This is a genomic window from Pseudomonas sp. CH61, from assembly GCF_059429415.1.
The window spans coordinates 3,452,065-3,473,197 of sequence record NZ_CM182098.1; the positions used below are offsets into that span (position 1 = coordinate 3,452,065).

Sequence of the window (21,133 nt, forward strand, 5' to 3'; positions counted from 1 at the left end):
CGTCCCTTCGCGAACTGGAACGCGGAGCGTCCCTTGAGGCACTCCTTTGCTGCGAGTGAGAACGATCAATCACCAAGGAGATTACAGACCCACACGCTCCAACCCCTGACGCATGCCTTGATCCGCCTGCTCGCACCACTGCTTGAGCGTCAGACTCGGCGGCAGATTGGCCGCCAGGGTTTTGTATTGACCATCGTCCAATACCTCACCCTTGCGACCATGGGCCTCGTTCTTATCGCCGTCACTCTTGTCCATCTGCCCTGGAATACCAGCAACAAACGCCACCATCTTATTGGCGTTCACTGTGCTCTCAGCTTTCAGGAAACCTTTGTCGACGCAATGGTTAATCAGCCCGGACATGTTGCGCCCAGTGTCGTACATCCCTTTCAACGTAGCGGCGTCCGGTCCTTCTGCGTGAGCAACATTGACGGTGCCGAGAGCGGAGGTCAGTGCGAGGATCAAAGCGATATTCTTCATGTTTATTCCTTTAATGGATGAAGCCAGGTTGTTTACTTGCAGTATTCCTGAGGGCGAACGAAGAGCGCCCCTCGCGGATTCAACTGACCACCGCTCCTTTCGGGCCACTGGCAATCAGCGCGGCGCCGCAGGCGGTTTTCATGCCGTCCAGCGCGATGGGCGTGCCATCGACGGTGTAAGTGCTGCTGCCCTCGGCAATCGGGAAAACCCCTTTGCACAACGGGCAGTTGACCTTGTGCCCGACCCCGGCAATCGGCTTGCCGTTGAGGTCAGTCTGGGAAAAGGCTTCGAGGACTTTGCCACCGTGAGTGGTGGAGTCGCCCAAGCGAATGGCGTCTTTCATGTTGTCATTCCTTCGACTACGAGGGTTGACTGCAGCCTCGATCAATTTCGCGTCTTTCGGCCACCAATGGCAGAGAGTTTTATCAGAGGCAGGTTGCGTTTAATCAACCTTCAAAAACGTGGCCTGCCCCTGATATATTTCATAAATTTTTAGAGATTAAAAAGTGGCTATTCGGCTGCAATTTGACCGAGAGTCAACCTATACGCGGAAGGCCTCATTTAAGCCAACCTCTTCATCCTCGTCCCCATCTTCAAGACACCTGAAATTTCTTCCATTGAGTGCTGTTTTAAGTAGGGCGTACAGTTCTGCTGATTGGAAATTCACTTGGAGCCACAGGAATTCATCATCCCCATAAATGAGACGAGTATCGTAAGCCCCACTGCTATTCAACGAGTGATCCTTCAAATAAAGATCACCGTCGCCCGAGCGAACACAAGCACTACTAGCTTTAACAATGTCGATGACATGCAGGACTGTAAAGTTATCGTCAAACACCAATTTGTATTCATAACTCATGATCCGTGTGGTCTCCTTCGGACAGCTGGTAAATCGGCAGGATTACGAATGCCAAAGTGAGTTTTATTAGGATCGGTGGAAACTTTACCCTCATTATCCAGTTAATGATTGGACGGATCCTGTTTATGGATGTGTGAGTTATTGCCAGATCTGTGAGGGCAGGCATTCAAGTTTCCGTAATTGCGAACCCTGACCTCTCAACCGCCTGAGTTTTACCGGGACAGACTACGCTTAATTAATTCTCCAAACGCAATCTATCTCCGAAAACTTTATTAATTAAAAACAAGCTCAAGCAGATAGCTGTAAGCTATTCACTAATCAGCCGTCAGCTATCCAACCACCAGTACAAAAGCGTCTCGTCACTGTCATCGTCAAGATTTTTATAGACGTTCGCATAATAATATTCGACGCCGTTTTTTTCACGAAACTTATCAAAAAAAGCGTTGATTTTCTCCATTCCATTCTTTGCAGGGATAGCTAATGCGAACACTCCCTCGCATAAACCATCCAATGTACCATCTAACTCTCGAATGACATCATTCTCAAGCGCAGTTACATCCTCCGGGGAAATATAATCTGCATAGATTTGAATACAGAAGTTACCGCCTCGCTTTAGTACCTCTGCAGGTGCATTTTTATCCTTAATTGAAACAATATCTCCTCTCGCCAGATTTTGCGCTAACCCAGGCGATGAGAGTAGCTCGTAAGTATCTTCACCAATTTGACGAGCGAGCAGTTCCTCACGGACTGCGCCATCGTCGTCTGCCATATACACCTGAATCAGCACAGGTGGTTGCTTATCTTCCATAAGGGGCTCCAAACTTCCACGTTCAACACACGACATCCCTTCCTTGACGTAACCACTATTCTCCGCGCTAAGGTTACACAATGCTCCCTCAAGATCCACGTTGACGTCTTCAAGGATTCCTCCTTTTCAGGTGGGCACATTCTTGTGTCCTAAGTGCATATCGTCTGGATTACTTGTCGTGTGTTGGCAGCGCCAGCATGTGAAAACGCCGGTAGGTTTGTTTTCAGCAAATTTCTTTCTCAACAAGCTCTGCCCTATTCGAACTTCGCCACAAACTTTACTCGCCGAAACTTAACAGGCACAGACTGGATTTAAATAGTATTAAAACCGTGATCCGCCCGTTAAAAATCCTTCAGTCGTAAAACTGTTTCATAGTAGGCCTGACCAGCTCTGCGTAACCCTTATCGATTTTTTCCACTTCCAAGAAAGCTTCATCTTCAATGGCCTTGATCAGAGTCATAAAGTGTTTTCTTGACAACCTTTCACTCCAGACATTCAGGTAGTTTAAAGAAAGCGGCAAGTTGTAAAGATCGTTAAATATCGCACAGATCGCGCCAGGAACCTCTTTCATAATATTTTTTATGTATTTATCCCACTCGGATAATGAATACTCCCATCGCTCATGAATTTCTTCCCAAGCAAGATCTGTGTCTAAAGGCACTTCCACAAGCTGAGCCTGAATGACTGCTTCGATTAGTTCTTCAGAAATTTCAATCTGAAAGTCGTCGGTATTCAACCAATATATTCTGGCAGACACGCTCTTTATAAGTTGAATCGAATTGGCGCTCTGACTTAGTATTCGCTGGCTAGCAATTGAGTCAAGCTCTGCAAATCTTCCAGAAATTGAATCGCTAAGCGTCGAGAGCTTTTGGAAAAAATCGTTTTTTGTCTTACTTATTCTTTCCTCTCTAAAATCTGCATCGTAGTAATAGTCAGTATCTCCATTCATTAACTCCAGAGTCGCCGCCCTGGCGATATTCTTTATACCATCAAGATTATCAGCATAACGCTCCCCTAAGAGCTTTGCTGAAAAGCAGTCGGTGCTCGCAATAAAAATAATATGATCAAAATTCATTTATCGGCCCGCTGGAGCTGTAGGGATCTTTGTATGATTGGTGCATGCCGTACAGACAAAAGCGCACGTTCACAGACGTAGTGCACGGTGCGACCTGGTTCCCCATCGCTTTGCGTCGGGCTGCGTTCGAAGGTGAGTTTGTCGCCGTCCCAGCGTAACCGGCAAGTTACGCCTCACAGCACCACTACACTGCTCCCTGCCTAGTGATCTTTAAATTCATTTAAATTCAAAATACTCAATCATCATTCTCATTGGCATCGTCATATCTACTTTCAAGAATCCCAGCACCTCAAAAAACCATGAAAGATTGTCTCCCATTACAGAAACATCATCTTCATCATTTGACAGCAGACAGATAGCTAGCCGCGCCAGTAATACGTCCCTGTCTTGAAAGTCTCGTATTGCGCCTTTCTCATCGAGTTTTGCCCACCAAAACGCAGCCTCAGCCTTACAGGTTTCAATGGGGATCCTGCCATCCACATAGTCCTTAGCAAGACGCAAAGGATCATTCTCGCAATCAGAGAATTTGATATCCAATGCATCCACAACCTTTACCAAAAATCCGATCTGCTGCTTAAGCGCGTCGAAATTATCTGCTGGACGAATAATCGAGCCGACGTTATATCTCTTAAAATCAATTGAATTCATCCCAGCTTTATTCACCCATAGCGCTTTAAGGCCTAAGACTTCGGAAGCTCGACTTGCCAACCCTATTATCTACCTCTTTGGGTACGACAAAGACCCTAATAACTTCCTCATCACATGCGGAGTCATAAAATCTACTTTCATAAAAATCGAAGATAGCTTCACCACCTATTTTATGAAATTTATTTATTACCTCTTTCATTTCTTTCGACACGTCTCCTGCGCTTTTTTCTTTTATCTTATCGATAAATCCAACTGAAGCCACCCCGGGATAAACAAAAATATTGGGGACAATAATCTCGCGCTCATCCACCCCATAAAAATCCGTAAAAGTTATGGCATAGAAGCTACACTTGTCCGTTTCGCGCATTATCTTTATCAGACTCATCAGAAAGATAGCGACCCCCGCCAGCACTTCCGAAACCTTATCGTTGCTCATCTCTTTTTTTAGAAAATCCAACCGCTTGTATCTAGACACAAGCGGTATCTCTTCGAAGCTCTCGTAACTCTCAAAGAATACACCCATATCTTTGTAGGGTTCTTGGCTTATAATTTTTCTATAAATTTCAGCCAGCATCATTTAAGGGTTGCTCATCCGGGATAGTTTAACCACTCCAAGTCTGATCGAAGTCTTCGATAGGCGCCCGGTCGCTATGACGTATTGATACCGAGTCAGGGTGGCCATTCATTACCGTGCTAGACGTTGAACTTTTGGTAATATCTCTCAAAGATTCAAAAAACCCAATCTGTCCAGGAACAATTCAAGCTTTCGAATCAGGCAAACCACGCTTAAAAAACCTTCAGAAACGTGGTCTGTCCCAGAGCAGTTTTACAGCCGCGCTTGCTGTCTTCATCAGCTTGCTAACATCAAGTCTTGGTAACTCGCGGTACAGCAAAGGTTTCCCGTCATGGTTGCTTAAAAACCGTTCGACTATCCTAATTGAAGAAAAAAGCTACCGCACCCGGTTCCTTTTTTCGCTAAAAATTCATCATCTAGGAAAAGATAGCCCATACCATCCGACAGTATGCCTTTGTTGTTGGGGAGAGAAGCATCTAAATCCCCGCCATAAATAGACACCCGCCTGCGCCCACCACTTGATGATATGGGTGCCTGCAACCAAGCATCTATACCATCAAGTTTAGACGCCAAATTTTCATCATCATCAGAGTCGGGATTCAACGAAAGCTGAACTTTTCTACAATCGATTATTTTATTAGGTGCTTCATTCCGCTCTTCGCTTGACCGGGAATACCCTACAACTACTGCTTCGGACACTCCATTGAGAGCTCTTAGCTTTCTGTAATGCCCTACTTCTCCCTGTAGGTAAGGAATAAATATTGAAAGCCAAAAATCCTCATCTACTAGCGCATCTGAAAACCATGTGCCAGGAAAAGAGATCAAATGTGTAAGGGGCTGTCCATCAGCAGACCGAGGCCAAACCACATTACGCGGCAGATAGGCTCCTCCGCCTACATATGCATCAGCTTTCGTAGGTGACTCTCGTGTAAAAACCAACTCATTAAACATCCGTATCTCCCCCTTATTTATTAGTCACAGCAGCAGTTAAGCGAGTTTACATATTGACCAGACCGTTTGCGCAGACGCCTAGCCTGCGAAGCTGATATTCCCGATTGACGGATAGCTCCTTGCCAAACGTCCATTTGCCGTTTAGAAGGTTTACCCGTTGTAGGGTCAAAATCAAACTCATTAACGCCCAGGCCTAGATGCGTTCGCGCTAAAGTGGTTTCGTTCGAGTGAATCGCATCATGTCTTGTGGGGTCAACTGCAATTGACGGATTCGCTTTATTACGACGCCTTTTATTCGCACATCCCATCTGGACCAGAGATTCATGCCTGACTAGCTCATGAACCTCTAACTGATCACCTACGTTACTACCGCCATTCATACTACCGTAAGTACCTAACTGTCCATCCGCTGCGAGGCCTAGTGGATCCGTCCAAATGACCGGATTGGACGCATACTGGTAAAAATTCATCCCCCCACCGAAACTAATCGGATCCCTGCTTACAAATCTACCGGTCTGCGGATCATAGTACCGATACCGGTTGTAATGCAGCCCCGTCTCATGATCGTGATACTGCCCCTGGAACCGTATCGGATTCAGCACACCATGTTGCCGTGCCCACTCCGAGCGCTGCTCCGTCACCTGTCCCCACGCCTTGTACTGCGCGGTCCAAGCCATGTTGCCTTGCGAGTCCGTCAATTCCTGCGGCGTGCCGAGGTGATCACACTGATACCAGGCCAACGCATCAAACGGTAATGCCGTTGCCTTGTGATTCCACACCGGGTCTTCATCGAGGCTGTATTCACCGCTGTAATCCGGCAGCCCAATCAGATCGATTGGCGCATGCCGTACAGCCTGCGCAACAGGGACAAAAGTGCCCGGTTCGAAGACGTAGTGCACCGTGCGGCCGGGCTCGCCATCGCTTTGTGCCGGGCTGCTTTCCCAGGCGAGGTTGTCGCCATCCCAGCCGTAAAGCGTAAAACCGCAGCCAAGTTCGCGTTGTTTGCGGGCGTGTTCGTTTCTGTTCCAGAGAGAGCCTGCTTCAGGCCGCTGTTTGTAGAGCGCACGGGAGTTTTTGTGCAGGCGTCGTCCCAGTGCGTCGTAAGCGAATTCGACGGACAGACGCGGGTCTTCGAAATGCACCAGTCGATCAAACAGATCCCAACGCAGGTCGCTGCGTTGGCCGTTGTGCCAGCGCTGAATCTGGTTGCCGCGTTCGTCGTAGTCGTAGTGGGTGCCGGCGTATTCGCGCAGCAGGTTGTCGACCAGTTTGCTGCGCGGTGGGGTCAGGTCCAGTGGGCGGCGAATTTCTGTCGCTTTGTCGTCGAGCAGGTTGCCGGCCGGGTCGAAGGCGAAGGTTTCCACGCCTTGACGTGTGGTGGCGCTGAGCAGTCGACCGACCGGGTCGTAGCGATAGGCGAGCGGGCCGCGGCGGCTGTCGTTGATGTCGGTCAGTTGGCCGGCGGCGTCGTAGCTGTACTCGCGTTTGAGCAGTGTGGATTTGTCGTCGCTGCGGCCCAGCAGTTGTTCTTGCAAACGGCCGGCCGGGTCCCAGCTTTGGGTTTGCAGCAGGTGGTTGCCTTGATGGCGGGCGACTTCGCGGTGCAGGTCGTCGCGTTCGTAGCCGATCAGTTCGTGTTCATCGAGGCGCAGGCCGAGCAGGTGGCCGCTGCCGTAAGTCAGCCAGCTGACGCGGTGGCCGTCTGGGCGCACGGTGGCAACTCGCTGGTTGAGCACGTCGTACTCGTGCTGCCAGATCGCGACGGTGGGTTTTTCCAGTCCGAGGTAATGTTGGTGTTCGCGCAGCAGATTACCGGCCGGGTCGTGAAACCATTGCAGGCGGCTGTCGGCGTTGTCGGCCAGCACCAGGTTGCCGTTGCCATCGTAGGCAAAGGTTTCGCTTTGCGACTGGTCGCCCAGAGTGGCGCGACGCTCGGTCAAGCGGCCCATCGGGTCGAAGCTCAAAGAGATGACGCGTTGGCCATTGATCGATTGCGCGAGGCGGCCGGTGAGTGGGTCGTACTGATAGCGCGTGCTGCGGCCGTCGAAACCGCGTTCCTCGAGCAGACGACCGACCGGGTCGTAGTGGAAGTGCGCGCGTTGTTCGTTTTCGTTTTCCAAAGCCGTTAACCGTCCGAGACGGTCCCAGCGATAGCGCAGGGTTTGTTCGGCTGCGTCGATACGTTCGGCGATCAAACCAGCCGCGCTGTAGCTCCACGTGGTGCAGCGATCGAGAGCGTCGACATGCGCCAACAGCCGACCTTCGGCGTCACGATCAAAGCGTTCTTCGGTCTTGTCCGGGTGCTTGATCAGCACCAGTTGGCCGGCCTTGTATTGGTATTCGGTGGCGTTGCCGGCGGCGTCGGTGAAGCAGACCATTTGCCCGAGTTCGTTGTACTCCCACGCGCTGGTTTTGCCCGAGCAATCGACGTATTCCACCAGTTGCCCAGCATCGTTGTAATCGAGGGTTTTTTCGTTGCCGTTGGCGTCCTTGATCGCGGTGGGCTGGCCGGATTTGTTGTAGGCGTATTCGGTTTTGTTGCCCAGCGGATCGAGCGCTTCAACCAGATTGCCTTGGTCGTCATAGGCGCGCTGCCATTGTCCGCCCTCCGCATCGCTGATCTTGATCAGCAGATCCTGATCATCGTAGGCGTAATGCATCACCGTGTGATCGGCGCGAATGTGTTCGAGCAGGTTGCTGCGTTCATCGTAGCTGTAGCGATCCGTGCTGCCATCGGCATTCACGCGACGCACGATATTTTTCGCCTCGTCGCGGAAGAACCATTCCGAACGCTCGTCGGCGTAGCGGATGCGGTAGGTGTAGCCAAGGATGTCGTAGTAGTGCCAGGTCTCGTTGCCGAGCGCGTCGGTGACGTAGGTCAGACGAATGTTCTCGTCCCACTCCAGACGCGTGTCGAAGCTGCCGTCATCGGCCCATTCGCGCACGGCTTTGGCCTTGGCGCTCTGGCCATCCCACTGCAGATTCATGCCACGCCCGGTGCGGTCGGTGTAGCGGGTGATCAGGTGATGCTCGAACTGATACGACCAGACGGCGCCGTTCTCGTCTTGTGCCTGAATCAGGTCGCCATAGGCGTCGTACTGATAGGCGCAGAGCTGGCGCAGCGGTTCGCCGTCAACGATCTGCCAGAGGCCGATAAACCGGCCGTGATCGTCGATCATCGTGCCCAGGTGCAAATGGACTTTGGTGAAGTCGTTTTCCTGATAGGTGATCAGGTCGGAGAGCAGCGAGTGTTCGCCGTGACGATGCTCGTAATGCAGCATCACTCCGGCGCCGTTGCGCAGCGAAATGTTACTCAGCACAAAGCGCTGGCCACGGCGGACGTAGGTTTCCTTGCGTTCGAAACCACGGCAAAGCAACAACTGGTCATCGCTGTTGCGGACCAGGGTGATGTCTTCGATGGCGTCGTAGTGGAACAGGCCGACTTTAGGCAACGGATAGCTGTGGTCGCGGCCGTCGGCGCTGTAGAACGTCAGGCCATCATCCACGCAGTCGAAACGCGTGGTGAATTCACTGATCCAGCGCGCGCCGAGTTCGCTCTGATCGTAGGCGTCGAGGCGCGAGTTGTAGGTGCGCGTCCATTCGATCGGGAAGGGGCCGGGCAGGCTGAAATCGGTATGGCTGAGGCTTTCAGAACCCAGGGCAAAGTTGATGCTGCGCCCCGTGCTGGCGCAGGCGCAGTTTTTTTTCGGCTCGGGTGCGTGAGTCGCCGAAGCCTGTTGGCCGTTAGAGGCCAACTGCCCCTCGGATGCCGTACGCTTCGCCTGACCGGTCTTGTCCGGGTGGACCGCGGCGTTCTGCCCATGGGCATTGCGCTTGCGCCACAAGGTCACGGCACTGGAGAGGATCAGCAGCAACCAGCCGATCGAGTTCTGCACCGACTCATCGTCGAGCTTGCTCAACTGCGTACGCAGCTCCGGGCCCATGGCGCGCAGTTTTTTGGTTTCGTCAGAAACGGTTTTTTTGAAGTCATCGGGGACGAGGTTTTGCGCCACGCTGTTGGCCAGGCCTTTGCCTGCCGACTTCAGGGCGCTGTTGGCAGCCCCAAAAACATTGCTGAATGACGCCAGCGGATCATTCTTGAATTGATCGGCTGCGGCGCTCGCCTGGGCGCTGGCTGCATTCAGATCACCTTTGGCATCCAGATTGCCGAACGCCACCGCTTCGATGCCTATTGCAATCTGATCAATGATTTCTTCGCCGAGCTTGCCAGCGTCCGCCAAAATGCCCGGTAACTTGCCTTTGGCTTGCTCAACAAAGTCATCAAGCGTGCCGATAATCGAGGCGTTCAGGTGACCGACCAGCACCTCAATTACGGAAGTGCTGAGCAACAACTTGCTGCTGGCCCTCATCTCCTGACGTACCAGAAACAGCGTCGGACGCAGGGTCATCCGCGCAGCGGCCATCGACGGCGGCAATGGCAATACGCCAATCAGGTTGATGCCCAGGCTGGCCCACGCGAGCAAGTCGCGTTGCTTGGCATTCGACAGCGTGACGATGTCACCCAGCGCATCGACCAGCGCCATGATGTTGCCCACCACCGGCAGGAAGCCGGCGTAGTTCTTGATTCGATCAAGCGTGACCACGCCATCCGTAGCCGATTGCAGCCACGCATCAAAGGTTGCCGCACTGCTGGCGACGTCCTGGATGTCGATGGCATTGAGTGGAACGATAGCAACCTGAGGCTCACGTTTTACGATTTCAGTGGTCATGACAGCATCTCACCCGCCAACAGGCCCGGGGTTTTCAAAGAAGGTTTTGGCAGACTCGGTGCAGGCAGGCTCGGCAACTTGCCCGCCTTGCTTGCCGCCCCCAAAATCCCGGAGGCACTCGGCAACGCCGCACTTGCCAGCTTCGGCAACCCGGCCACGCCGCCCTGCACCACACCCTTCACTTGCTGCGCCGTTTGCATCGCACCTTGCGCCGTCTGCATCGCACTCATCCCTGTTTGCGCCATGTCCTTGCCCTTCTCCAACAGGTCCCAACTCTTGCTCGGCAACACTTGAGCGACCATTGCTTGCACCTGACTCGGCACGTCTTCGGCCCCCGGCGGATTCAACGGCCACTCCGGCTTGCCGATGTAACTGCCATCGCTCCAGGTGTCCGCCGGATCCTTGCCGAACAGCACCCGCGCAGGCCCCGGTGCAGCACCGGCGACACTGGCGAAACCCTTGCCGTCGAGCTTGCCTTTGATGCTTTTGCCCAGCGCATCGATGACTTCGTAATCGCCTTCCTTGATGCCTTGGCGCCCGGCGTACTGGTTGAACAACTCCAGATTGCCCTTGCCCGGTTTCGGCGGTTCCGGGAATACCCCGGCGAGACTTTTCGCGCCGGTGTAGGCGAAGTTCGCCGCGTGTGCGGTGTACGGGCCGCTGGTGGCGTGGGTGATGCCGCCGGCGTTGTAGGTGGTGGCGCTGCCGCCGCCCTGGATCACCAGTTCGGTTTTCGCGGTGATGGTGATGCGGTCGGCATTGGCGGTGATGTTGAGCTTGGCCAGCAGGTTGATGCTGTCCTTCAGTGCGCGCACATCGATGTCGCCGGAGGCGGCGACCAGACGCCAGCCCATGCTCTGCACGAACAGGCGCATACCACGACTGGCGCTGGCCAGCAGGCGCTTGCCGATCGACAGGCTGGTGTGGCCGGTACTGCTCAGCGCCAGGTGTTCGCCGGTGGCGATGTGGCTGGAGCGTGGCGTGGTCAGGGCGATGCCGGCCGGGCTGGCGAGGACCAGATGCGGTTCGGTGAACTCGGGGAATTCGTTGGCGGTGAGGTTCGCCGGTCCGCTGCCGAGTACGCCTTGATGCTGGGCGTGCAGCGCTTTGGCGACGTCGTCCTGATCGCCCGCCTCTTGGGCTTGCAACTCTTTGGCTTGAACGGCGAAGCCATCCTGCTGATCGCTGGCCGTCGCGAGACGCTCGGCAGTTTCCGGCAGGTCCTTGTGGTGCTTGGATTCGTTCGGCCGTGGCTCGGTAGTGATCAGCAAACCAGCGGCCGCACGCACCGCACCGTGGCGATCGGTTCTTAGTTCAAAACCTTCACCACGCGGCTGACCACCGCTCGGGCGCGGATGGGTCAGGTAACCGAGGTTGATCGCACTCGCACCGTGATCACTGCGCAGCGCAATACTGATCTCGCTGGTGGTGTCGTCGATGCGTAGCTCGTTGGCGCGGCTGCCCTTGTATTCCTTGCTCTTGACCGTGGCCAGGGTCTTGAAATCCGGCAGTTTGTACGGCGGCAGATTGGCGCCGTGGTACAGGCAACCGGTGATCAGCGGCTGATCGGGATCGCCCTCAAGAAAGGTGATCAACACCTCCATGCCGACCCGCGGGATATTGATCGAACCAAAGGTTTCCGCGGCCCAGCTCGACGCGACGCGCATCCAGCAACTGGTCATGTCGTCGTGCTTGCCTTCGCGGTCCCAGAAGAACTGCACCTTCACCCGGCCGTACTGGTCGCAGTAAATCTCTTCGCCTTCAGGGCCGCAGACCACGGCGCTTTGTGTGCCGAGGACTTTCGGTTTCGGGTGATCGAGCGGCGGACGGTACGGCACATCCCACGGAATCGCGCTGAAGCGGTTACGGTAGCCCTGGTGGAAATCGTCCTTGAGGTCGGTGGTGTCGCTGGTCACCGACTCTTCGAGCACCTGCGGCTGCTTGCCTTCGTGGAAGATTTCGGTGAGCAGCCAGAGGTCGTTCCAGGTCGAGTTCGCGTGGTCGGTCAGGGCGAGGAAATGCCCGCTGACCAGAATCGGCTGATCGCTATTACCCTCGGCCAGACGGTAGTCGCTGCGATGGCGTTCCAGCGCGCGATTGGCCAGGTGTTTGCCGCGCTCGCGATCAACGAAACGGCCCGGGTAATCGTAGTCTTCGAGGTCCGGTTGCGCGCTGCTTTTGGCGTCGCTTTCCAGCTCGATCTTCGGTTTGACGAAGTCGTAATCACGGCGCGTGGTGCGGCTGCTGCGGGTGGCCAGACGCAGGCCGAAACGCTTGACCACCGGTTTGTCGGCGACCAGTCCGGAGTCCTGCTGATAGGCCACGGGCGCGAGTTTCGGGAAAACCGTCTGGTCATCGCCGAAGGTCAGTTTGTGGCCGCTGGACGTGTGCTGGAAGTGGTAATGAATCCCCTCCTCCTCGCACAGGCGCTGAATGAAATCCAGGTCCGACTCGTCGTACTGCACGCAGTAGATCCGCTCCGGGTAAATCGCGCTGAGCTGGAAGTGGTAATCGCTGGCGAGGATGCCGTGTTCTTCCAAGACCTTGCTGATGATCTGTTGCACGGTCATCTGCTGGAAGATGCGCTGGTTGACTCGATGCGCGAGGTAGGCCAGTTGCGGGCGCAGGGAAATCTTGTAGCGGGTCAGGCGCTTGCCCGCCTCGCCTTGGGCAATGCTGTAGACCAGCCCGTGAATGCCAGTGCCGGTTGGCGACAGCTGCAGAAACGCCAGTTTGTGCAGCACGCTTTCGAGGTTGATCGAGGCCTTTTCGCTGACCAGTTCCAGCTCGAATTCGAACGGCGTGTTGAGGGCCTCACGACCGGTGAACGACAGCACTTGAAAGTCGCTGTCGATGCCATCGACGGTCAGATTGAAATGAGGCTGGTTGGCCGGTGAGAACATCCCTTGTTCCTCGCGCAGTGCTGCAACGCGCATCAAATTGAAAGAATCTGACGCGAAAAAAACCTTGATCAAGCAGTGAACTCGACCAGCAGCACTGGTCGAGTCGGTACAACCATCAGCCGCGATTAAACGACTGGAGCACGCCAGTCATCGGAACCCGAAGTACCGGATACTTCGTGGGTCCAGGTGATTTTGCGGTAGGTGAACTGCACTTCTTCCAGGTGGGTGAAGTGCGCGTTGCCTGGGTCCTGGCAGTTGTGCATTTTGTTGTTGATGGCGACGATGATCGCGTCTTCCAGTTTGGTGGTGTAGTAGTGCTCTTGGGTACCTTGAGCAGAAGTACGGAACCACTGGATAACGATTTCGCTCATGCGCTCGCCGGAGGTCAGAGCGGCTTGCAGCAGAGGCGAAGCCTTGTCGTAGACCTTGGTGATCACAACTGGCTTGTGCACGCGCTGGCCGGTTGGCTGACCGGATTGCGGGTCACGCGGGATGATCACGTCGTGGGTGAAAGCCTGAACCATAACCTGGTCTTCGTGGCCTTCCTGGTAGGTGTTGCCTACGGAGTCAGCGGTGAAAGCGCCTGCAGTGATCAGGCCTTGTTTTTCGCCAGTGACGGACATGTACGCTGGTGTTGCCATGGGGATGCTCTCCTTGCTTGAAAGACATACCTCTCAGGCACCATTGCCTGAAAGGATGGCTATGCGCCATCAAAGTTCATGCCAGCTTTTGTGCAACCCATACAGATCAAGGCCCCGAGCTCATCGACTGATCTTTTCCTGTGACTAAGCCAATGAAAAACAAGGGAAAGTGCGCAACTTCTTGCGCAGTGGTGTGCAAGAAGTTGCGCACTTGGCTGGAGGCCACGTAATTAAAGGGCTACAGAGCATTCACCCGAGAAAAAAAGAACTTCACTGCGCAACTTCTTGCGCACTTGCCCGTGGATGGATAAGGAAGAGCGCCAGATCAAAAGATCGCAGCCTTCGGCAGCTCCTACCATGGGCAACCGGTACCCATAAGGAAAGCGCTGCCGAAGGCCGCGATCTCTTTGCTTTTTGAACCCCTGCGCTATCCTGCTGCCCACTAAAAGGTATCGACACATTCAGCAAGGAGGTTTGCATGCGTACCCTCGAACTGGCCGGCGTCCAGGTTCCGATCATTGGCCAAGGCACCTGGCGCATGGGCGAAGACCGCTCGGCGCACAAGCGTGAAGTGTCAGCCCTGCGCACGGGGATTGAGCTGGGCATGACCCTGATCGACAGCGCCGAAATGTACGCCGAGGGCGGTGCCGAAACCGTGGTCGGTGAAGCCATTGCCGGCCTGCGCGATCAGGTGTTTCTGGTGAGCAAGGTTTACCCGCACAACGCCAGCCGCAAAGGCATCCCGCAGGCCTGCGAGCGCAGTCTGCGGCGGCTCGACACCGATTACATCGACCTCTATCTGTTGCATTGGCGCGGCCAGTATCCGCTGGAAGAAACCGTCGAGGCCTTCGAACGTCTGCGCGAGGACGGCAAGATCGGCCGTTGGGGTGTGTCGAATTTCGATGTCGACGATCTCGAAGAGCTGTCAAGTTCGGCCTGCGCGACCAATCAGGTGCTGTACAACCTTGAAGAGCGCGGCATCGAATTCGACCTGCTGCCGTGGTGCCAACACCAGCGCCTGCCACTGATGGCCTACTGTCCGATCGGCCAGGGCGGCGCGATGCTGGCTGAACCGCTGCTGAATGAAATTGCCGCTCGTCATGGTGTGACCCCCGCGCAGGTTTCGCTGGCGTGGATTCTGCGTCAGGATGGTGTGATTGCGATTCCCAAGGCTGTGCGACCGGAGCACGTGCAACTCAATGCACAAGCCGCGCAACTGCAACTGGAGGCCGGGGATCTGGCGGCGCTGGACCAGGCGTTTCAAGCGCCACAACGCAAGCAGCGGCTGGCCATGGTTTGAGCCAGCGGCTGGCGAGGGCTTCGCGATGAGAAGCACTGATCAGTACGACCCGTTCAACCTGCAACGTTTTGTCCAGGCCCAGGACCCTGTGTTCGAGCGCGTGCAACGCGAACTCGATGAGGGCCGCAAACGCAGCCACTGGATGTGGTTTGTCTTCCCGCAATTCGCCGGACTGGGCGGCAGTGAAATGTCCCGACGCTACGCCATCGGTTCGGCCGAGGAAGCCCGGGCTTATCTGGCTCACGAGCTGCTCGGCGCACGCCTGCGTACTTGCACGCAGTTAGTGCTGAAGGTGCAACAGCGTTCGATCACGGAGATATTCGGCCATCCCGATGACCTGAAATTTCATTCTTCGATGACCCTGTTCGCTCAGTTCGCCGCTGAAGACAGCGTGTTCACCCAAGCGCTGGAGCGCTACTTTCACGGCATTCTCGATGAATGGACGCTGCAATTGCTCGACTCAAAACAGGCCCAGTTGCCCGCCGATCAGGGTTGAGAAATCGTCGTCGACAAACGGCAGAATCGCATCCGCCACCGGTTGCAGTTGCCGGGTGATGTAGTGATCGTAGTCGATGGCGGCGCGGCGCACTTCCAGCGGTTCGGGACCGGCCAGGGTGATGACGTAGCTGATCCAGCCGCCATTCTGGTACTGCCGTGGGCGCCCGTGTTGCGCGTTGTAATCATCAGCCAAGCGCGCAGCGCGCACATGCGGCGGCACGTTGCGTTCGTAGTCGTCGAGAGTGCGGCGCAGGCGTTTGCGGTAGACCAGTCGATCGTCGAATTCACCGGCGAGGGTTTTGCGCACGTAGTCGCGCACGTAATCCTGATAGGGCTTGCGCTGGAAAATCCGTTCGTAGAGTTCCTGCTGAAATTGCCGGGCCAGCAGCGACCAGTCGGTGCGCACGGTTTCCAGGCCTTTGTAGACCATTTCATCGCTGCCGTCAGCGCGGGTGACGAGGCCGGCATAACGTTTCTTGCTGCCCTCCTCCGCGCCGCGAATGGTCGGCATCAAAAAGCGTTTGTAGTGAATTTCGAACTGCAGTTCGAGGGCGCTTTCCAGGCCATATTCATCGCGAACATGCGCGCGCCACCAGTCGTTGACGTGCTTGACCAGCGCATGACCGATGACCGCCGCTTCTTCCTGCCCGTGCGGGCGACGCAGCCAGACAAACGTCGAATCGGTGTCGCCATAGATCACCGCGTGGCCCTGCTCTTCGATCAGCTTGCGCGTACGCAGCATGATCTCGTGACCGCGCAGGGTGATCGATGACGCCAGCCGCGTATCGAAGAAGCGGCAGCCGCTGGAACCGAGCACGCCGTAGAAGGCGTTCATGATGATTTTCAGCGCTTGCGACAGCGGTGCGTTGTGCTCGCGCTTGGCGGTCTCGCGACCCTCGGCGACGCGCGAGACAATAGAAGGCAGGCAATGACGGGTGCGCGAGAATCGCGCGCCACGGAAGCCCGGCACCGAATCAGTATCGTCCGGGTGCTGCAAACCTTCGATCAACCCGACCGGGTCGATCAGAAAGGTACGAATAATCGACGGGTAAAGACTCTTGTAATCGAGTACCAGCACCGATTCGTAAAGCCCCGGTTGCGAGTCCATGACGAAACCGCCGGGACTGGCCTGCGGCGGATTGGTGCCTAGGTTTGGCGCAACAAAGCCCTGTCGGTGCATCAACGGCATGTACAAATGGGTGAACGCGGCGACCGAGCCGCCGCTTCTGTCCGCCGGTAGTCCGGTGACACTGGCGCGCTCCAGCAGGAAGGTCAGCAGTTCGGTCTTGGCGAAGATCCGCGTGACCAGTTCGCAGTCCTTGAGGTTGTACTTGGCCAGCGCCGGCTTGTCCTCGGCGAACATGCGGTTGATTTCGTCCATGCGCTGGTACGGATTGTCGATGGACTTGCCTTCGCCGAGCAGGGTCTGCGCAACGTTTTCCAGGCTGAACGAAGGGAAACTCCAGGTTGCCGAACGCAGGGACTCGATGCCGTCAATGATCAGCCGCCCCGCTGCCGAGGCGAAGTAGTGATTGCGGCTACCGTGTTCTCGCCATTGCATTTCTTCGCCACCACGACCGATTTTCAGCGGCACGCCGAGGCGCCGCGCGTGTTCGTGGAGGATGCGCAGGTCGAACTGCACGACGTTCCAGCCGATGATCGCGTCGGGGTCGTGGCGGGCAAACCAGTCGTTGAGTTTCTTCAGAATGACCGTGCGCGAGTCGCAGTATTCAAGGTCGAAGTCGACGATGCTGTCATCGCCGTTCGGCGCACCGAGCATGTACACCTGACGTTCGCCGCAGCCTTCGAGGGCGATGGAGTACAGCTCGCCGGTTTCGGTGGTTTCGATGTCGAGCGAGACCAGGCGCAGTTTCGGTCGGTAATCGGGGTCGGGTTTGAGCTGGGCGTTGAGCAATACGCCGTCGGCATCGGGCGTGCCGCTGAACCGCACCGGTGCGGTGATAAAGCGCTCCATCAGATAGCGTTCCGGCGGGCGAACGTCGGCTTCGTAGACGTCGACCCCGTTGCGGTTGAGCGCGGTTTCCAGGCGCATCAATTGGCCGTGTTGCTGGCAATAAAGACCGAGCACCGGGCGATGTTCGAAATCCTGCAGGGCCAGCGGGCGCAGTTCTACATTCTTTTCATCGTGCAGCAGGCGTTCGGCCACGGCACGCTGCTCGGCGGGAATAAACGCCACCGACGGCTGATGCGGCAAGCGCACACGGCGCGGCCCGGCGTCGGTCGCCAGCCAGAACTCGACTTCGGTGCCGGCCGGAGTATCGCGCCAATGCCGGGTCAGGACGAAGCCCTGCGGTAAATCCACCACTGCAACCTCAGGAATTGAAACAGAGGGGCATTCTACGCGGCATTGCCTGGGATGACCCTGACGATAAACAGCCGCCAGCCACGGAAAAACCCGGCAAATGACGTTTTTTGCGTGTTATCTGCCGCTTTGCCACCTTGCCCTGCGCGCTTGCGTCTACGATGCTTGGATAACAACGACAACACCTGAGTAACCGCCATGAAGACCGTCGCCCAACTGCTCAAGCTCAAAGATCAGAAAAATCAGGAAGTGCACCAGATCAAACCTGATCACATGGTGCTCGAAGCGCTGATGAAGATGGCCGAGAAAAACGTCGGCGCCTTGCTGGTGGTCGAAGACGACAAAGTGGTCGGCATCATCAGCGAACGCGATTACGCGCGCAAACTGGTGCTGCATGGCCGCTCATCCGTAGGCACGCCGGTGCGTGACATCATGGTGGCGAACGTGATCACCGTCGACACCCACCAAACCGTCGACACCTGCCTGGGCATCATGTCGGACAAACGCCTGCGCCACTTGCCGGTGGTGGAGAACGGCAAGCTGATCGGCTTGCTGTCGATCGGTGACCTGGTCAAGGAAGCGATTGCCGAACAGGCGGAGCTGATCAAACAGCTGGAGCAGTACATTCGCGGGGAATAAAGCCCCTCCTCCTGATCGTTCCCCGCTCCGCGTGGGAATGCCTCCTGTGACGCTCTGCGTCACGCATTGGGACGCGGAGCGTCCCGGGCTGCGTTACCACGCAGAGCGTGGGAACGATCATCTGCGGTGTGTTCAAGAAGGCCAATGCCGGGCGAAGACCGGCGCCAGCACCGGGTGCCGGTCAATCCGCTGCAACCACGCATAAAACCCCGGTCGCGTCTGACGCAAATGCTCGCGGCTGCCCGCCCAGCGCGTCACTACTGCCGCCAGCACATCCAGTGCCCCCGGCGTTTCGTCGTCCAGATACAGCTCGGCAGAAAACTGGTCGGCAAACACCTCCCAACTCCAGTGCAAGCGCTCACGCGCGCCAGCGATCAGATTCTGCCGCGTGGCTTCGTCGGGCATCAGCAGCCAGCGCTCCGGATAATCGATGACGCCGATCGCCGCGTAGCAATTGCTGACGATGTACACCAGGCCGCGAATCGCCTGATCGCGATCATCCGCCCTGACCGGCAGCAGGCCGGACTTGGGAAACGTCAGGCCCAGATGAATCAGGATCGCCGCGCTTTCGGTGATGGCGCTGCCGTCGGGCAGTTGCAAGGTCGGTATCTGCTTGAGTGGATTGAGCTGGGCCAGCGCCTCGGCGGCTTCGGTGCTGGCTTCGATATCAATGAAGCGGTAAGCGATCTGGCACAGTTCCAGCGCCGCTTCGATGGCGGCGGCGCCCGAGTTTCTGTGCCCGTAGAGCTGGTACATATCCAATCCCCCCGAAAAGGCCATTGCCACAGGGTAGATGGCTGTAGCGCGGGTGTAGAAATAATCTGTCTGTGTATCGGTTTTGGCACGGTTTTCCCATGCACTCGCGACTTGCGAATTCAAACCTCGCAAAACAGCGCTGGCGGTGCCCATCCCGCACCAAGAGCAATCATCGAACGCTATCCGCGTTCTTGTAAGGTGCGATACCGAACCAAAAGTTCGCGTATCCGAGCTGGCAACAAGGAGTTCACCGCGTGAATCTTCAAACGCTCTGCCGCATCACAGCCTCTTTGCATTTATCCGTTCGCCGCCGAGTTCACCCGAACAGTCCCGGCTGCCCTCACAATTACTTTATTACCTGACACCTCAACAGCGCACTGCGTTCGGCAATGAGTTATTGGCCGACGGCAGCGTGCTATTTATTTTTTAAATAAGACTTGGGCAGTTATTGCACAAACGCGCCATTAAACGAGCGAAACCAGGATTGTCGAACAATAACTTTCAACGACTTCACAAGTGCACCAAAACAGCTCCAGCGAGCTGAATTACTCAGCACTTCAAACAGTGATTCCATTTAAACAACAACAAGGAACATGCCCCGTGAGCCGCTAAAACATTGACCTGCACCAAATCGGTCCGCCGCGCACCAGCAAGTGCCCGGGCCGCAAGTCACGACGCCGCTCTATCCCGCCATTCAGCGGGATACCGCGTACAGCCTGACTCGCCTCTGAAAAAGCTCCGCCAACAGGAGTAACGGGAGTCTGTGCGCCGGATAAAAACCACGGCAGTGGCGAAACTTATATAAATGCGACATGAGTAACACTCATGAAATACGCACTCTACGTTTCAGCAACATGTGGCACAGCGGTTGCTATGTGTAACAAGCATGAGACACCGAACGTTGTCTTAAGCAATAGAAGAACAACCAGGGAATGGCCAATGAACACTCGAAGTCGATGACGCTAAGCCAGTAAGTTTGCACAAGCCTTGTTAACCGGATAGTTCAACTAACTATCGGCTTCTGCTCACCTTGAAGAAAGTTGCACCCACCCACTCGAACATCCCCCGGATGTTCGGACGGCACCTTATTGCCCTTCATCAACCCGAGGGAGCTTTAATGAACGATGCGGTAAAGCACAGAACCCTGCCGGGGCCGTTGCGGGAAGCGCCAATTCCGCCGCCACCGGGCAGGCCGGCGTTTAAAGCCAATACCTCGCAACCTGGCGGGCTGAACAAACAGCAGATGGTGTTGCTGGTGGCTGTGTCGGCGCTGATACATGGCGGCGCTTGGTGGTTTCTCCAGCAATCCAAAACAGAGCCATTGCCAACGCCACCGCAGATTCCGGAAATGACCGTCGAGCTGACCAGCCCGACGCCACCGGCACCGCCGACGCCGGAACCACCACCGCCGCCTCCTCCGCCGCCACCGCCGGAACCTGAACAACCGGTGGAAGACGAGGACGCGGTCAAGCCACCGCCGAAACCGGTGGTGAAGCCCAAGCCGATCGAAAAACCGAAACCGGTCGAGAAGCCGAAACCGGTGAAAAAGGTTGAGCCGCCGAAAGCTCCACCGGCCCCGGCACAACCGGCTGCACCCGCTGCCCCGGCCACCCCGAGCGCACCGCCGGCCCCTGCCGCTGCGCCGGGTCCGGTCAAGGAATCGGCAGCGATTTCCGGTCTCGCCAGCCTCGGCAACCCGCCGCCGGAATACCCGTCGCTGGCGTTGCGGCGCAACTGGGAAGGCAGCGTGGTGCTGCGCATTCAGGTGCTCGCCAATGGTCGTGCAGGCTCGGTGACGGTGACCAAATCCAGTGGCAAGCCGCAACTGGATGACGCCGCCGTCGCCGCTGTGAAGAACTGGAAGTTTATTCCGGCCAAACGCGGTGACACGCCGATCGACGGCTTCGCCACCCAGACCATCGATTTCAAATTGCCGCAATAACCGAACGCT

17 protein-coding genes are annotated in these 21,133 nt (G+C 56.1%); 4 read left to right on the plus strand and 13 right to left on the minus strand.

Translation table 11 applies throughout. The features are described from left to right. Positions 1-81: 81 nt before the first annotated feature. The 11 genes from AC5SEM_RS15420 to AC5SEM_RS15470 all read right to left on the minus strand — a co-directional run bounded on the left by AC5SEM_RS15420 (position 82) and on the right by AC5SEM_RS15470 (position 13,666). Positions 82-477 carry a hypothetical protein gene (locus tag AC5SEM_RS15420; protein WP_495470720.1) on the minus strand — a complete coding sequence of 132 codons (396 nt, stop codon included), beginning with the start codon at positions 475-477 and terminating at the stop codon, positions 82-84. A 79-nt stretch (positions 478-556) separates the two neighbouring features. Further along, positions 557-820, minus strand: coding sequence for a PAAR domain-containing protein (locus AC5SEM_RS15425; RefSeq protein WP_495470721.1), 264 nt, complete (start codon positions 818-820; stop codon positions 557-559). 198 nt (positions 821-1,018) lie between these two features. After that, the gene (locus AC5SEM_RS15430; protein WP_495470722.1) at positions 1,019-1,336 is read right to left on the minus strand and encodes a hypothetical protein; all 318 of its coding nucleotides are present in this window, start codon (positions 1,334-1,336) and stop codon (positions 1,019-1,021) included. 325 nt (positions 1,337-1,661) lie between these two features. Further along, positions 1,662-2,144: a DUF4265 domain-containing protein gene (locus tag AC5SEM_RS15435; protein WP_495470723.1), complete on the minus strand. Its 483-nt coding sequence runs from the start codon at positions 2,142-2,144 to the stop codon at positions 1,662-1,664. A 352-nt stretch (positions 2,145-2,496) separates the two neighbouring features. Further along, complete coding sequence (locus tag AC5SEM_RS15440) at positions 2,497-3,219, minus strand: hypothetical protein (RefSeq protein WP_495470724.1); 723 nt, start codon at positions 3,217-3,219, stop codon at positions 2,497-2,499. Positions 3,220-3,435: 216 nt separating this feature from the next. Continuing rightward, entirely contained in the window at positions 3,436-3,867 is a 432-nt protein-coding gene (locus AC5SEM_RS15445; protein ID WP_495470725.1) for a hypothetical protein, read from the minus strand. Between the two features lie 25 nt (positions 3,868-3,892). Then, complete coding sequence (locus AC5SEM_RS15450) at positions 3,893-4,444, minus strand: Imm15 family immunity protein (protein WP_495470726.1); 552 nt, start codon at positions 4,442-4,444, stop codon at positions 3,893-3,895. Positions 4,445-4,795: 351 nt separating this feature from the next. Then, positions 4,796-5,392, minus strand: coding sequence for a hypothetical protein (locus tag AC5SEM_RS15455; RefSeq protein ID WP_495470727.1), 597 nt, complete (start codon positions 5,390-5,392; stop codon positions 4,796-4,798). Positions 5,393-5,412: 20 nt separating this feature from the next. Next, positions 5,413-10,122: an RHS repeat-associated core domain-containing protein gene (locus AC5SEM_RS15460; protein ID WP_495470728.1), complete on the minus strand. Its 4,710-nt coding sequence runs from the start codon at positions 10,120-10,122 to the stop codon at positions 5,413-5,415. Then, a complete protein-coding gene (locus AC5SEM_RS15465) occupies positions 10,119-13,025 on the minus strand; it encodes a type VI secretion system Vgr family protein (RefSeq protein ID WP_495470729.1) in 2,907 nt (968 codons plus the stop codon). The genes AC5SEM_RS15460 and AC5SEM_RS15465 overlap by 4 nt, the downstream gene beginning before the upstream one ends. A gap of 125 nt (positions 13,026-13,150) precedes the next feature. Further along, positions 13,151-13,666 carry an Hcp family type VI secretion system effector gene (locus tag AC5SEM_RS15470; RefSeq protein ID WP_016983993.1) on the minus strand — a complete coding sequence of 172 codons (516 nt, stop codon included), beginning with the start codon at positions 13,664-13,666 and terminating at the stop codon, positions 13,151-13,153. Positions 13,667-14,144: 478 nt separating this feature from the next. On the opposite strand from AC5SEM_RS15470, the gene AC5SEM_RS15475 reads away from it, so the two are divergent. Next, positions 14,145-14,966: an aldo/keto reductase gene (locus AC5SEM_RS15475; protein ID WP_495470730.1), complete on the plus strand. Its 822-nt coding sequence runs from the start codon at positions 14,145-14,147 to the stop codon at positions 14,964-14,966. 25 nt (positions 14,967-14,991) lie between these two features. Beyond that, positions 14,992-15,462 (plus strand): DUF1810 domain-containing protein, encoded by a 471-nt coding sequence (locus tag AC5SEM_RS15480; RefSeq protein ID WP_495470731.1) that lies wholly within the window; start codon positions 14,992-14,994, stop codon positions 15,460-15,462. On the opposite strand, the gene AC5SEM_RS15485 is transcribed toward AC5SEM_RS15480, so the two are convergent. After that, positions 15,427-17,787 (minus strand): DNA polymerase II, encoded by a 2,361-nt coding sequence (locus tag AC5SEM_RS15485; protein WP_495470732.1) that lies wholly within the window; start codon positions 17,785-17,787, stop codon positions 15,427-15,429. The genes AC5SEM_RS15480 and AC5SEM_RS15485 overlap by 36 nt on opposite strands. A 198-nt stretch (positions 17,788-17,985) precedes the next feature. On the opposite strand from AC5SEM_RS15485, the gene AC5SEM_RS15490 reads away from it, so the two are divergent. Then, positions 17,986-18,426 (plus strand): CBS domain-containing protein, encoded by a 441-nt coding sequence (locus AC5SEM_RS15490; RefSeq protein ID WP_008084932.1) that lies wholly within the window; start codon positions 17,986-17,988, stop codon positions 18,424-18,426. A 132-nt stretch (positions 18,427-18,558) separates the two neighbouring features. Here AC5SEM_RS15490 and AC5SEM_RS15495 read toward each other — a convergent pair whose 3' ends face one another. Further along, positions 18,559-19,182: a glutathione S-transferase N-terminal domain-containing protein gene (locus tag AC5SEM_RS15495; RefSeq protein ID WP_495470733.1), complete on the minus strand. Its 624-nt coding sequence runs from the start codon at positions 19,180-19,182 to the stop codon at positions 18,559-18,561. 1,117 nt (positions 19,183-20,299) lie between these two features. Between AC5SEM_RS15495 and AC5SEM_RS15500 the strand changes: the two genes are divergently transcribed. Further along, positions 20,300-21,124 carry an energy transducer TonB gene (locus tag AC5SEM_RS15500; RefSeq protein WP_495470734.1) on the plus strand — a complete coding sequence of 275 codons (825 nt, stop codon included), beginning with the start codon at positions 20,300-20,302 and terminating at the stop codon, positions 21,122-21,124. The last annotated feature ends 9 nt before the right edge of the window (positions 21,125-21,133 follow it).